The sequence below is a fragment of the Mycobacterium uberis genome, assembly GCF_003408705.1.
Taxonomy (GTDB): Bacteria; Actinomycetota; Actinomycetes; order Mycobacteriales; family Mycobacteriaceae; genus Mycobacterium; species Mycobacterium uberis.
Window position 1 is genome coordinate 14060 of the sequence record NZ_QAYL01000007.1, and the last position, 12474, is coordinate 26533.

12 protein-coding genes, 1 tRNA gene and 2 pseudogenes are annotated in these 12474 nt (G+C 56.7%); 7 read left to right on the forward strand and 8 right to left on the reverse strand.

The genetic code is table 11. From position 1 onward, the window contains the following. Positions 1-201: 201 nt before the first annotated feature. Positions 202-936, reverse strand: a pseudogene (locus MUBE_RS05865) (response regulator transcription factor). A 135-nt stretch (positions 937-1071) separates the two neighbouring features. On the opposite strand from MUBE_RS05865, the gene MUBE_RS05870 reads away from it, so the two are divergent. Beyond that, positions 1072-1794: a hypothetical protein gene (locus MUBE_RS05870; RefSeq protein ID WP_116539829.1), complete on the forward strand. Its 723-nt coding sequence runs from the start codon at positions 1072-1074 to the stop codon at positions 1792-1794. Between the two features lie 24 nt (positions 1795-1818). Next, positions 1819-1893, forward strand: a tRNA-Thr gene (locus MUBE_RS05875). A gap of 646 nt (positions 1894-2539) precedes the next feature. Here the strand turns inward: MUBE_RS05875 and MUBE_RS05885 are convergent. The 3 genes from MUBE_RS05885 to MUBE_RS05900 form a co-directional block, all read right to left on the reverse strand. Next, a complete protein-coding gene (locus tag MUBE_RS05885; RefSeq protein ID WP_116539831.1) occupies positions 2540-2725 on the reverse strand; it encodes a PE family protein in 186 nt (61 codons plus the stop codon). Between the two features lie 509 nt (positions 2726-3234). Next, complete coding sequence (locus MUBE_RS15615) at positions 3235-3375, reverse strand: hypothetical protein (protein WP_165849728.1); 141 nt, start codon at positions 3373-3375, stop codon at positions 3235-3237. A gap of 402 nt (positions 3376-3777) precedes the next feature. After that, the gene (locus MUBE_RS05900; RefSeq protein WP_116539833.1) at positions 3778-3963 is read right to left on the reverse strand and encodes a hypothetical protein; all 186 of its coding nucleotides are present in this window, start codon (positions 3961-3963) and stop codon (positions 3778-3780) included. 807 nt (positions 3964-4770) lie between these two features. Here MUBE_RS05900 and MUBE_RS05905 point away from each other — a divergent pair. Beyond that, positions 4771-6330: an LCP family protein gene (locus MUBE_RS05905; protein ID WP_116539834.1), complete on the forward strand. Its 1560-nt coding sequence runs from the start codon at positions 4771-4773 to the stop codon at positions 6328-6330. Positions 6331-6363: 33 nt separating this feature from the next. Here MUBE_RS05905 and MUBE_RS18890 read toward each other — a convergent pair whose 3' ends face one another. Beyond that, on the reverse strand, positions 6364-6489 hold the full coding sequence (locus tag MUBE_RS18890) for a hypothetical protein (protein WP_279386675.1): 126 nt from the start codon (positions 6487-6489) through the stop codon (positions 6364-6366). Between the two features lie 95 nt (positions 6490-6584). Here MUBE_RS18890 and MUBE_RS17475 point away from each other — a divergent pair, with 95 nt between their 5' ends. Next, positions 6585-6875, forward strand: coding sequence for an NAD(P)-binding domain-containing protein (locus MUBE_RS17475; protein WP_243632882.1), 291 nt, complete (start codon positions 6585-6587; stop codon positions 6873-6875). A 1099-nt stretch (positions 6876-7974) separates the two neighbouring features. Here the strand turns inward: MUBE_RS17475 and MUBE_RS05915 are convergent. Further along, positions 7975-8858, reverse strand: a pseudogene (locus MUBE_RS05915) (enoyl-CoA hydratase-related protein). A gap of 337 nt (positions 8859-9195) precedes the next feature. Then, a complete protein-coding gene (locus tag MUBE_RS18895) occupies positions 9196-9324 on the reverse strand; it encodes a hypothetical protein (protein WP_279386676.1) in 129 nt (42 codons plus the stop codon). Positions 9325-9599: 275 nt separating this feature from the next. Here MUBE_RS18895 and MUBE_RS15620 point away from each other — a divergent pair, with 275 nt between their 5' ends. The 3 genes from MUBE_RS15620 to MUBE_RS05925 all read left to right on the forward strand — a co-directional run bounded on the left by MUBE_RS15620 (position 9600) and on the right by MUBE_RS05925 (position 11986). Then, a complete protein-coding gene (locus MUBE_RS15620; RefSeq protein ID WP_165849729.1) occupies positions 9600-9764 on the forward strand; it encodes a hypothetical protein in 165 nt (54 codons plus the stop codon). Positions 9765-10324: 560 nt separating this feature from the next. Next, on the forward strand, positions 10325-10489 hold the full coding sequence (locus tag MUBE_RS05920; RefSeq protein ID WP_116539835.1) for a hypothetical protein: 165 nt from the start codon (positions 10325-10327) through the stop codon (positions 10487-10489). Then, a complete protein-coding gene (locus tag MUBE_RS05925) occupies positions 10490-11986 on the forward strand; it encodes an alpha,alpha-trehalose-phosphate synthase (UDP-forming) (RefSeq protein ID WP_116539836.1) in 1497 nt (498 codons plus the stop codon). It abuts the gene before it with no gap. Between the two features lie 197 nt (positions 11987-12183). Here MUBE_RS05925 and MUBE_RS15625 read toward each other — a convergent pair whose 3' ends face one another. Continuing rightward, entirely contained in the window at positions 12184-12396 is a 213-nt protein-coding gene (locus tag MUBE_RS15625) for a hypothetical protein (protein WP_165849730.1), read from the reverse strand. Between the last annotated feature and the right edge of the window lie 78 nt (positions 12397-12474).

The following is a 12474-nucleotide window of genomic DNA, read 5'->3' on the forward strand; positions in this document are numbered from 1 at the left end:
CACCCAGCTGTAGGATGCGTGGAGTCAATGCGGCTTGCCAAGCTACAGCACAGAATCATAGCTGCGATCCCAGAAATTGCTAGACCGCAAGGGAGCAACACTAGGATAACGGCAACCAAGCCGACCCGCAACGGCATTCTACTTCGAAAACTATTGTGCCATAACCGTACTCAACTATCTAGCTGAATCGCTGGTGGCAACTCAGCGTGGCTCCCGCAACCACGTAGCCCACCCCGCGCAAAGCATGCAGCAACCGCTTCTCCCCGGTGTCAACCTTGCCGGTGCAGGCACGACACATAGGACCCGCCTACGTTGACGTCGTGCCCAAAGTCATAGCACCACACGTTATCGAAGACCTTGGTTTTGCTCAAAACTGTACCGGCGTTGATCACAAAGTAACGCAGCAAAGTGAATTCGATGGGAGAAGATGATACCGATTCACCGGCCTTCCAGACCTCGTAGGTCTCCTCGTCGAGTTCGACATTAGCGAAGGTCAAGCTGTCATTGCGAGATTCTACCCTGCCTTTGCTGGCGCAGCGCAGAATGACTCGCAGCCAAACGACGACCTCCTCGAGGCTGAACGGCTTTGTCATATAGTCGTCATCGCCCAGGGTTAGACTGGCGATCTTATCCTGCAGCGAATCGCGCACAGTCAGGAACTAATGCCGAAGCGCCAATGCCGTCGGCACGCAGCCGGCGCAGCGCCCCGAAACCGTCTATCCCCGACATAATCACATCCAGGATCACCGCGTCCAGCCGAGCTTCGCGAGCACGGTCCAGCGCCGCAGCTCTATTAGTCACGGTGTTAACCTCAAAGCCCTGCAATTTGAGGCTAACCGCAAGCAGTTCGACAATGTTAGCTTCGTCGTCGACAACGAGAACGCTTGCCTTCGAAATGATCTCGCCAGGGGTTACCACCGTCAACAGTTCACATATCGAACGTGGTTAGATACTACCTTCCCACCCATTGTTTAGTTCCTGGGAACGAACTGCCAGGAGTCTGCTAATAATCGCCTCAGCTGCCAGGACCCTGCTGAGGTTTTCTGAATGCGTTACAAATAAACTCACGCCATGAACCTGGGCAAAAGCATCGTAACTATGGTGACCGTGCCCATACGATTCGGGTTTGCCGCAGCGGAGACGAGCCTGAACCTTGCCAGCGCTGGCCTTCGCCTGGCGAAGCAAGCGCTGGGTGACAGAGACAACACCGGCTCGAACACAATGGCCAGCATGCTGGGAATCGAGGACGCACTGGCGCGCGCCAACCGGCTGGCCAGACTACTGGATGACGATGCACCACTGGGACGCGCGATCGCGCCCGAAGGGCCGGTAGATCGCTTGTTGCGCCCGGGCGGGTTGGTCGATCTGGTGACAGCACCTGGCGGTTTACTTGACCGCTTGACCGAAGAAGGCGGCGGGTTACAGTGCGTGTTGCAGCCAGGCAAGCTGGCCAATCAACTGCTCGCGACGGACAGGTTAATCGAGAGAATCCTCTCCGATGGCGGGCTAGCCGACCGGTTACTCTCCGAGGACGGCCTGATCGACAAGCTGACGGCTAAAGACGGACCACTCGAACAGCTCACCGACCTCGTTGACACCCTAGGTCGACTGACGCCCGGGATGGAAGCGCTGGAGCCCACTATCGCCACTCTGCAAGACGCCGTCTCCGCACTGACCCTGGTAGTCAACCCGCTCAGCAACATGGCCGAACGCATCCCGCTGCCGCACCGCTCGCCTCGGCACCCACCCTCCCGGTCTGTGCGGTCGCAACGCGTCATCGATGCCGACGAATGAGCAGCTAGGCTTGCACTGGTTTACGCCTCCTTAGCTCAGTGGTAGAGCACTCGCCTTGTAAGCGAGCGGTCGTCAGTTCAATCCTGACAGGGGGCTCCAACTGTCACTACCCGCGCGGTCTGAGCGAGCAGTTACCGCAGCAGGTTGGTAAAGTCGATCGATAGGCCAGCCAGGCTGCCACCCACTTAGTCTGTCACGTCCCGAGTTACCACAGCGGGGAACTGAACCGTCGTCGCGGCGACCTCGCTAACACTGTTTCGAACCGCGTTAACGATCGTCGTCGGATCACCAGTGCAACAAGTAGTGTCCCAATGTCGGTAAGACGCAAATTGCGGCGCCATCATCAGGACCCACGCGTCGACAAACAGCTCGGCCGGCAACGAAGTCAGTGAAACCAACTGACTAACGTCCAGCCAAGTTGAGGATCGCCCTGCACCACGAAAACGCCGGTGTTGGATAACGAAGTGAGCAAACATGAGCAAAAAATGGCTAGAGTAAATATATTTGGTAATCTGGCTGTTCATGGCCTAGATTAACTGGACTACATCTAGAGTAAATATGTTGTTTACAGTGTGCTGGTAATACCCTAGTCGGAAATCACTCCGTTAACTATTGAGGGTACCTGGCGCCAACATCGACACGAAAGAAAGTCCGAACGTCCAGACGTAAGCCTGCAGGGTTGACCTATGGTCAAACCCCGAGAATGACGGCGTTGATCTAACTGAGCTCGACCAGCAACTATGAGCTAAACCAACCCCAGTATGCCAAACAACACCGCAGTGGCGGCCGACAACTCATCACCGCTCGCCACCAACAACTCAATCGTCGGGGCGACTGCAGCCAGATTGCCGGCCATCACTGCCGAACCGATCCGCGCTACCTCCGCTGCCGCCACCTCCAATATCCCTGGCGTCGCAAGAACAAACGACATCGTCTGTCCTCTGTATTATTGAGTACTAGACATCATGGCACCCAACACCAGAAAAACGAAAATCGATACCAACGAAACGAGTACCTAAGGTTTTCGATAGAATCACTTTCCCGACCGAGGCCCGCGAACACGTCGTTACCCAAGCCGAGAAACGCTCTGTTGCAACGGATATCGGCAGTATCTGTTATGTTTCGGTGTCGAGAGCCGATCAGAGTCGGTGCAAGATACATCCAGTTGAGTGTTATGGCGACGTCGGCGCCAAGCCGAGCCGCACACACCGCCACCATGGTCATCTTTCACCAGTAAGGCACGCACTGAACCAAGTCCCCCTTACAGCCAACAATGGCCATTGTGCTTGTGATCGCCGTGCTCGTGATACCGCTCAAGGTACGGCAGGTGCACCAGGCTACATTTTTGCTACGACACAAGACAACGTTCACTACCTACTAAGTTGAACCGCTAGGCGTATACATCGCCGAAATCGTCATGGGTTCGAACATTAATTTCTTTTACAGGTCGGCCGGCGAAATCGAGAAGGTCCGGTAACTGACCGCGGTGCCGGCCGCAAGCACACCGCTCGAGTCGAAAACCGATGCAAATCCCAGAGAGACCGTAATCGATCGCAACAGCGTACCCTCCGGTTCGCTCAACGCCGCAGCAGTCAGCGGATTTGTCGTGACGGCCGTGCTGTTGGACTGATCAACCTGAAATCATCTTAAAGTGATGTTGATAGGTGTGATCGAAAGCGTGTGCGACGCAAATGCGATGTGCCCGGCCGATCTCCGGCATTGTACAGCGGAGATCAAGTCACCGCCGAGCAGCTGGTCAGCGATGGCTACATCACAAAGCAAAAAGGTTGCACGCCGTACACACCGCCCAACCCACGGTCCGTGACCTGGTATCTGCCAGGCTGTACGCCAAACGTTGACGGGACAGGCGTCGTGAATTACGCCGATGCGCAACTGGGCGGCCATTTCCGCGACGACAGGGTAAACGGCCGGTGGCACATTGAATATTTGTATTGTTAATAGCTTAGCAAAAAGTTTTGCTAACTATGACAGATCTGTGTTGCGTACCTGAACGCCGCACTCGGCAGGGTGATGAGCCGAGAAGAGTATGGTGAGCCCAGGGTTCACCATCTCCTCAGTGATCCCGAATTTCATCGGGTCGATGCTGATCCCGACGGTATCCGGAGTGGCCTTGGCGGCATGAGCCTCGTTGTCGGTCCAAACGTTCACCTTGTTGGTCTATGGCGTGCGTTTGATAGCCATTATCGACAAGCCATCGGCGCCCTGCTGCGGGCCCAGTTGTACGAATTTTGCGCCGTTGTTGGAGATGATGGAAACCAGCGCCGCGCCGACCCAACCTGCGGTCTGCTAATCCGTACTCGTCGACAGCAGTTACTAGGCGAACCGCACTGCCAACTGCAAAACTTTGCTTCGCGGATGTGTGACATCAACCTCGGATGTGTGACATCAACCTAAGGCCACCGTCATGAAAGGTGGCAGCGTTGACCCGGACTGCACCTAGCAAATGAGTTTGTTAGACAGCCGCGACCAGTCAGCTAGCGACAGACTTCATCTAGACTTGGACGCCCACGACGACCACAATCAACAACAAGACGACCGGAATGACCAATCGCAGCCCCGCCGATGTCTTGTCCCACACCCGCCGTACACTGCAGCCGGCGACGAGTGTACTAAAATTAATGCACTAAATTGTTTGACGGGTACGAATTGAGGTCAATACAAGATTTAGACGCCTACTACTGAGGTCCTTCCGGCAAGGTCAGGCCCAAAGACCCCGCCGCAATCTTTAGCGAACTTGACGGATTTTCTCTAAATGATACTGATAACGGGCGAATCCGGACGAAAACTTCGCCACGTCCGACCAAGTGAGCCTGCCGATATCAACCTTCGCGTGCCCCATTCGATTGGGGGCTTAACAGATAGCTACCGCATACTTGACGCCATGCATCCTGCGACATCGCCACAAACCGCTGATGCGATGCTAACTGGTGTGTTAGTAATCGGTCGAGGTTTCTGATGGCGCGTTCTGACAGTCCTCGGCACCGGCATCGCGCCGTTCGTAAGCCGTCACGAATCCGCATAGTGCTGACCCGGGGCTTCATGACGCTCACATCGCTCGTTGCGGTGCTACTGACCGGAGCCGGCTATTGGACAGCTCACGGTGCGCTGGGAGGCATCACCGTTTCGCAGGCGCTCACCGCGGACGATCCGCGATCCACCGACAACCATATCAACATCTTGCTCATTGGCTTAGACTCACGCAAAGACCAGCAGGGTAATGATCTACCTTGGTCAATCCTAAAGCAGCTGCACGCTGGCGACTCCGACGACGGAGGCTATAACACCAACACCCTGATACTGGTGCACGTCGGCACCAACAACAAGGCAGTCGCCTTTTCGATCCCTCGCGATGACTGGGTGCCTTTCAGCGGTGTTCCCGGATACCACCACATCAAGATCAAAGAGGCCTACGGACTGACCAAGCAATATGTCGCCCAGAAACTCGCCGATCAGGGCGTCGACGATCAGAAAGAGCTGGAGACACAAGGGCGTGAAGCAGCCCGGGCGGCGACCTTGCGTGCAGTGCGAAGCTTGACCGGTGTTCCGATCGACTATTTCGCCGAGATCAATTTAGCCGGTTTCTACGACCTGGCTCAGACCCTGGGCGGTGTCGAGGTGTGCCTCAACCATACAGTCTACGACTCATATTCCGGTGCCGACTTCCCGGCCGGCCAACAACGGCTGGATGCTTCAGAGGCACTCGCGTTTGTCCGACAGCGTCATGGCCTCGACAACGGGGACCTTGACCGCACTCATCGACAGCAGGCATTTATATCTTCAGTCATGCGGGAGCTTCGAGACACAGGAACCTTCACTAATCTAGACAAGCTTAAGAGTCTGATGGCAGTGGCACGCAAAGACGTGGTACTGTCGGCAGGCTGGAACGAAGACCTGATCCAGCGATTAGGAGTGCTCGCGAACGGCTCCGGAGAAAACCGCGTCGAATTCCGGACGCTGCCGGTGGTGCGCTATGACAACATCGATGGCCAGGACGTCAACATCATCGATCCGGCTGCAATCAAGGCTGAGGTGGCGTCCGCGATCGGCGCCGCCCCGCCAGTAACCACAACCACCACGCCCAGCAAACCTAATCCATCCATCGTCGTCGACGTGATCAATGCCGGAAGCTTGACCGGACTCGCCAGCGAAGTGTCCCGGGCGCTGGAAAAGCACGGCTACACCACAGGTCAGATCCGCGACCGCAACTTGGGCGAGCCGGCTACCGCCTCGATTCAATACGGCGCCGGAGCCGACACCGATGCCCAGAACGTAGCCACTCTGCTCGACATCGACGCTCCTACTCAAGCGGATCCCAAGTTGGCGTCCGGACACATCCGAGTGATCGTCGACACCAACTATTCGTTGCCCGCCGCCGATAACAGCACATCGAACGAAACCACCACCACTTCCAAGAAAACCAGCACCTATCCGTCATACAACTACGACACCAGCCCTTACCCCACACCCGATCAAGGGCAACCCATCGACGGTGACGGCGTCCCTTGCGTCAACTGACGTCGGATCGATCAGAACTTCCGGGGTGATCCCTCACGCATGTGTACCACCGTCGATGACGAACTCCTCGTTAGTAACATCCATCTGGATAGTGGTAAACAGGTCACCTGTTGTCGCCTGGTAGACCCGCGCCTGGGTCTTGGCCAATCCGTCCACCACGATATTGGCTCACGCCACGGTGACACCCTCATCCAGCAGCCGCAATGCGGTAGTTTGGCCGATACCCGACGCTCGCACCGGTAACTAGGATCGAATTGCTCTCGAATCGCTTCATGCAACACATTTTTCACCAAGCCACGGAAGAACGCTGCGCGGCGGATGGCCTGGACATCGGATTCATCGTCCTGGGAAACATGGGCAATGGCATGGCCGCCAACCTGTTTAATTTAAATACGGTTCATCAGGTCACCGCCTACAACCGTTCACCCGACAAAGCGGGAGGCCTCATTCAGCAAAGCACGATCACGGTCCGCACCGCCGCCGAAGCCCGCAGTGGTGCGGTCGTCGTCTATCACTATGCTCTCCAACGACCGGACGGTCGATAATGTGGTGTTTAGTGGGGAAAGCATTGTGATTTCGCTAGCGCTGGATACCCCATGTCTCGTCGAGCACCATCAGCGTCGCGCTGTCGGATTGCCTGGCAGCTGCACACGCCCAAGCCGGTCAGCGGTATGCCGCGGCAGTGATGTGCGGCAGGTCAGAAGCTTCTTCTCAAGCAAAGCTTCCGCTATCGCCGCGGGCTGCACGCAGGTTCTAGAGCCGCTGTTTAACGCTATCGACCAGTGGCCTTTCGTCGTGTCCGAAACAACCACACGCCGCCAACTTGGCAGAGGTTGCTATAGCAACTCTCTAGCTAGCATCGGCCATCGACACCGTCACGCTGTTCACCAAGGTCCGTGTCGATAGGCTATATTATGTCGAAATACTTATCTGGATATTACTATTACTTCTCATGCTAGTTTATCCGACCTACGGCTATTTCATCGCGCGACAGTAATTCGATCCGGTCGCATTCACGGCGGCACTCGACCTCAAAGACCTACGGCTGGTGTTCGCCGCCGTATCAGGCCTGCAGGTGCCGCTTGCCCATCGTCAGTCTGCTGCACAACCTCCTGCTGACCCGGGTGACAACCGGTAGACAACGGACATCTGGACTGGTCGGCCGTCGCTATGCTCACCGGCCATGACACCAGCACGGCGTCCACACCAGATTCATACCACCCCATACAGACCGTAGGAACTGAACACGGGTTCCGGCGTCACGGAGAAGCCCGTATAGTAACGCAACGTCTGTCCGCCACCGACGTTGATGATTTGCTCAGTGATTCAACTGGCCACATCGCTGAGCAAAGACATTGCCAGGTTGGCGATGTCTTCGATCTCACCCAGCTCTGGCGAATCCGTCACGAGCGCAACTAGATCCGCGCGGATCAAACCTGGGCGGATACCTTCCGACGAACAATCCACCACCACGCACTAACTCACGTGCCACCTACTTGAGCACGTGCGTAATATGATTGGCGTTGAAATCAACAGTACGGTATCATGCCGGTAAGTCATTCTGGGCCTATTGATCTGATGCCCTCCGAGCCGCCTGCGCAATGCGCCATTCCGCACAGCTGATCGTGCCACCGCTGTCGCAGACTATGATGTATTACAGCACCCCACCTTGACCGGCTTCGCGGTGTGCCGATACTCACACATCTGGCAGCAGGCCAACCCGATATCGGTTCTCGTTGCGTGCTGTCCAGCGGGCGTGCCCAAGCTCGTACACGTGGAATGCATAACACAGCGCCTCGGTGAACCCGATCGCATCAGAAGTGATGTTATCAAGTTCTGGATCAGCAACACCGCCACCGTGGGCCGCTCGACAATGCGGCCGTGCGCACTCGAGCGTCTTGGCCTTCCAGCTCATCGAACAGGAAAACCTTGGACACCATGCCCAGCCGATAGGCTTCATCGACGTCCAGCGCATCGCCGGTCAACAGCAGCTCTTTTTGTCCTTACGCATACCGAATTCCCAAGATTGAGTATGGCATTCGATGCTAGGCATACCTATGCGCATCGTGACCGCATTGCTGAACTTCGCGTTGCCGGCAACAACAATCAGATCGCGTGCCCAGATCAGCATCAAGTCTGGCCAGTATCGCGTTGCCTTGCACCTGGATGGTGATAATTTTACGTATATCGCGCCAGCGGCAAGTGTCTTGGAAAAGTGTAGTTCCACTCCTGCAGCTAGGTTTTTCCACGACCACATAGCGTGTAGCGCCGTGGGAGCGCAAAGTCGGATGCTGCCCCGGTCCGAGCTTGCGTTCCAACAACGCCGCTCCTGAGCCCAAGTCGTGACCTGCAGAAAAGTTTCTGCCACGCGCCGCTAGAATCACCACACGAACGACGTCGTCAGCCTCGGCACGGCAAGACGCCTCATCAAGCTGAACCAGTAAGGTGCAGTTCTGCGTGTTATGGGCGTCAGGCGGATTGGGCTAAATCCGCACAATGCGACCGTCGTCGGGAGTTTCAGAGGCCACCTGCCCGTTTGTGTTGGTTTAGTCTTCGACTAAACCAACACAAACGGGCAGGTGGCCTATCCTTACTTATCAGGCTTGCTACCTACTCGGCCCACCCTTTCGCACATTACAGCCAGCACATTCACCATCGGGTTGATCGGTATCAACAGCTACGAAGCTGCATCATGCCAACAACTCCTTCAGGATCAAAAAGCCCGACCGTGCACCCCAACTAGCTCAGTCGTCGGTTCCAACAGCACACCACTGTCAATTATCCAGTGCCACTGCCAAAAGAACCACGACAGACTTGAAAAGGCCATTAGTGAGGACAAGTTCTGCGTTCTGTTGCTCCAGCTGGTCAAGTTAGCGGAACTAGTTCGGAAGCCACGCCCGAACCATCGTGGTCCATATCACTCCTGCATAGCCGCTCATGCACCGTCTCAGTGATGGTGCCGCCGAGCACATTGGCCACCGTCCGGATCACCATCCGCTCCATGCCATGACAACCGTGCACCTAGGCGACTGTCCACTCCTACTCGCGGATAGGGACGTGCCATTGCCCCCATTTTGCAACACGGGCCGATATAACCGCGCCATCGGATGGTTTGCGGCCTCTGCGCCAACAAGGAAAGCTACTGCCTGCTGTTGACCCCCAACCGCCGATCCAGCTTCGCTGTACGCTAGCGAAGCCCGGATTCCCACTGGGCCAGTTCAGCTTCTTACTGAACAAGCTGCGTCTCCTGCCAGTAGACCTGCCTTTTCATGCTGACACACGACAGCTTCCCAATCAACCAGCGCGACTTCCCGCTTGCAGAGCTCCACGTCCTCCTCGATATGTCGAGTCAGCTCCTACCCAACCAGATCGACTTCATGTTAGCGCGTGAACACGCTCGCCAATACGGTGACCTTGAGAAAACAACGTTGTGAACATCAGCTGGAGTGAGAGCCATTGTTTCTCTCCTCCCGAAGTCTCGGACACCGTCAGACGAGTCTCAATGCGGCTGAAGATAGTGCTTTTTACGGCACCTGTGCTTCGTTCGCCAGGAAACGACGAACATCGGCTCAAACCGGCAACTATGCGGACAGCCGGAGGAAGTGCACTAAACGCTCGGTAATCTGCGCCTGAACGTCACGTTCTTCGACGTCAGCTCCATTCAGCAGACCTGCCGTCAGGAGCACGGCAGTCGTCAACCGCAGTCGATGACCACCCAGTTACACGCCCTAGATAGACGACGGCGCAGATGTTTCGAACGTCCACTAAAGGATCTGTCTCAATCGCATCCTGGCCGTATCGACATCGACGGCTACCCAGAACTCGATAATCTGCGCTGGATGCTTAGCCTGGTGTGATTCTCCTGGGGTGGCCGGCATCGGCATCAGTCGGTCCTGATTGTCCCGCCTCCTCTCCCGGCCACTGACCGGCCGCATAAACGCGAGGACGCATGCGGCAGCTGCGACGCAATACGATCTTCCTTTACAGTTAAGCAATGGCTACCAAATCTGACCCTGGCGAGATCGACGACGTCGAGCCACTGGCCGACAGCACGGCAAGCCAGGCCAGGCGTGTCGTCGCCGCGTATGCTAACGACGCGGACGAGTGCCGGATCTTCTTATCCATGCTCGGCATTGGGCCAGCGAAACACGAGACATAAATGACTCCGGGGAGCACCCGCGGCGCGAAAACCTCAAGTGGCAAGCACCTCGGGGATTCCGACTTCGTGGTGGTCGCTAATCGATTGCCAGTAGATCAGGTACGACTTCCCGATGGCACTATGGCCTGGAATCGTAGCCCTGGCGGGTTGGTCACGGCGCTAGAGCCACTGCTGCGTCGCCGACGCGGGGCCTGGGTCGGTTGGCCGGGCGTAGTCGACGATAATGTGGACTTCAACCTGGATATGGAACCAATCCACCAGGAAGACTTGATCCTTTACCCGGTACAGCTGAGCACACGTGATGTCGCCGAATACTACGAAGGACTCTCGAACGCCACACTGTGGCCGTTGTATCACGACGTCATAGTCAAGCCCATCTACCACCGCGAGTGGTGGGAGCGCTATGTCGATGTCAACCGTCGCTTCGCCGAAGCAGCGTCACGCACGGCCGCCCCCGGTGGGACCGCATGGGTGCAGGACTACCAACTACAACTAGTACCGAAGATGCTACGCACGATGCGGCCCGACCTAACCATCGGTTTCTTCTTACATATCCCATTCCCGCCGATAGAGCTGTTCATGCAGATGCCATGGCGAACCGAGATCATCGAAGGTGTGCTCGGAGCCGACCTAGTAGGGTTTCATCTAGCCAGCGGGGCTCAGAATTTCCTGTTCTTGTCCCGACATCTGCTCGGCGCCAACACGTCACGCGGATTGATAGGTGTGCGATCACGGTTCGGCGAGGTGCAGTTGAAATCCCGGACGATCCAGGTGGGTGCGTTTCCCATCTCGATCGACTCCAGAGAAATCGACCAAGCCGCCCGTGATCGCAACATCCGGCGTCGCGCCCGCGAAATACGGGCCGAATTAGACAACCCACGCAAGATCTTGCTCGGCGTCGACCGACTCGACTACACCAAGGGTATCGATGTTCGGTTGAAGGCCTTCGCTGAGCTGCTCGCCGAGGGTCGCACGAAGCGTGACGACACCGTACTAGTCCAGCTGGCGACACCGAGCCGCGAACGGGTGGAGAGCTATCAGATTCTGCGCAATGACATTGAACGCCAGGTTGGCCACATCAATGGTGAATACGGCGAGGTCGGTCATCCCGTCGTGCACTACCTGCACCGTCCGGTTCCCCGTGATGAGCTCATCGCGTTCTATGTGGCAAGTGATGTCATGCTGGTCACCCCGCTGCGGGACGGGATGAACCTGGTGGCCAAGGAATACGTCGCGTGCCGCAACGATCTTGGCGGTGCACTCGTCCTCAGCGAATTCACCGGCGCCGCCACAGAACTCCGGCAAGCCTATCTGGTCAACCCACACGATCTAGAAGAGGTCAAGGACGCGATCGAGGCGGCGCTTAACCAGCCAGCCGAAGAAGCACGGCGCAGAATGCGGTCGCTGCGACGCCAAGTGCTCGCCCATGACGTCGATCGCTGGGCACGATCATTCCTTGACGAACTCGCCGAGGCGCCTGCGCGCAACACGACATAACTCTCACCGCTATAACAACGCCCACCGTGATAGTGGTGATTTTGTCACTGAAACACTTTAATGCTCTCAATTGCAGTGCGAAAAAAAATATCGTGCATACATCCGTCACGGGCTGTCCGCTGCTGCCGGTGTCTTCTCGACCGTTGCGTTCGGGATTGCAGTGCAATCCCTTAACCCCGCGAATACCGTCGACCCCTTTACCGGACGACAACTACAATGTCAACCAGGCCAGTGTGTCCCGGATTAGCTGGACCATCACCGCCTTGTGTGGCCAGCCGTCCGGAACCCAAAAACACCGACACAGTCCCTGGACGTTCCACTGCGAACTGAATGTGGCGGGTCAGAAGCCCAAGCAGATCCACACATGCTAACCGGCTGCAGAACTTCAGCGTCAGAGCGCGACTCGCCAACGTGCTTTAGGTCTTTCAGGTGAGTCAGCCCAGCAACATATCATGTACGGAGGGCGGCACCGGCGCTGTCTACCGAAA

What these genes read in the sequence shown, in the direction of transcription:
- MUBE_RS18895 (WP_279386676.1), bottom strand. Translation starts at nt 9,324, where the DNA reads ATGGTGATCCGGACGGTGGCCAATGTGCTCGGCGGCACCATCACTGAG.
- MUBE_RS05870 (WP_116539829.1), top strand. Translation starts at nt 1,072, where the DNA reads ATGAACCTGGGCAAAAGCATCGTAACTATGGTGACCGTGCCCATACGA.
- MUBE_RS15620 (WP_165849729.1), top strand. Translation starts at nt 9,600, where the DNA reads ATGCTGACACACGACAGCTTCCCAATCAACCAGCGCGACTTCCCGCTT.
- MUBE_RS05905 (WP_116539834.1), top strand. Translation starts at nt 4,771, where the DNA reads ATGGCGCGTTCTGACAGTCCTCGGCACCGGCATCGCGCCGTTCGTAAG.
- MUBE_RS05925 (WP_116539836.1), top strand. Translation starts at nt 10,490, where the DNA reads ATGACTCCGGGGAGCACCCGCGGCGCGAAAACCTCAAGTGGCAAGCAC.
- MUBE_RS05920 (WP_116539835.1), top strand. Translation starts at nt 10,325, where the DNA reads ATGGCTACCAAATCTGACCCTGGCGAGATCGACGACGTCGAGCCACTG.
- MUBE_RS05885 (WP_116539831.1), bottom strand. Translation starts at nt 2,725, where the DNA reads ATGTCGTTTGTTCTTGCGACGCCAGGGATATTGGAGGTGGCGGCAGCG.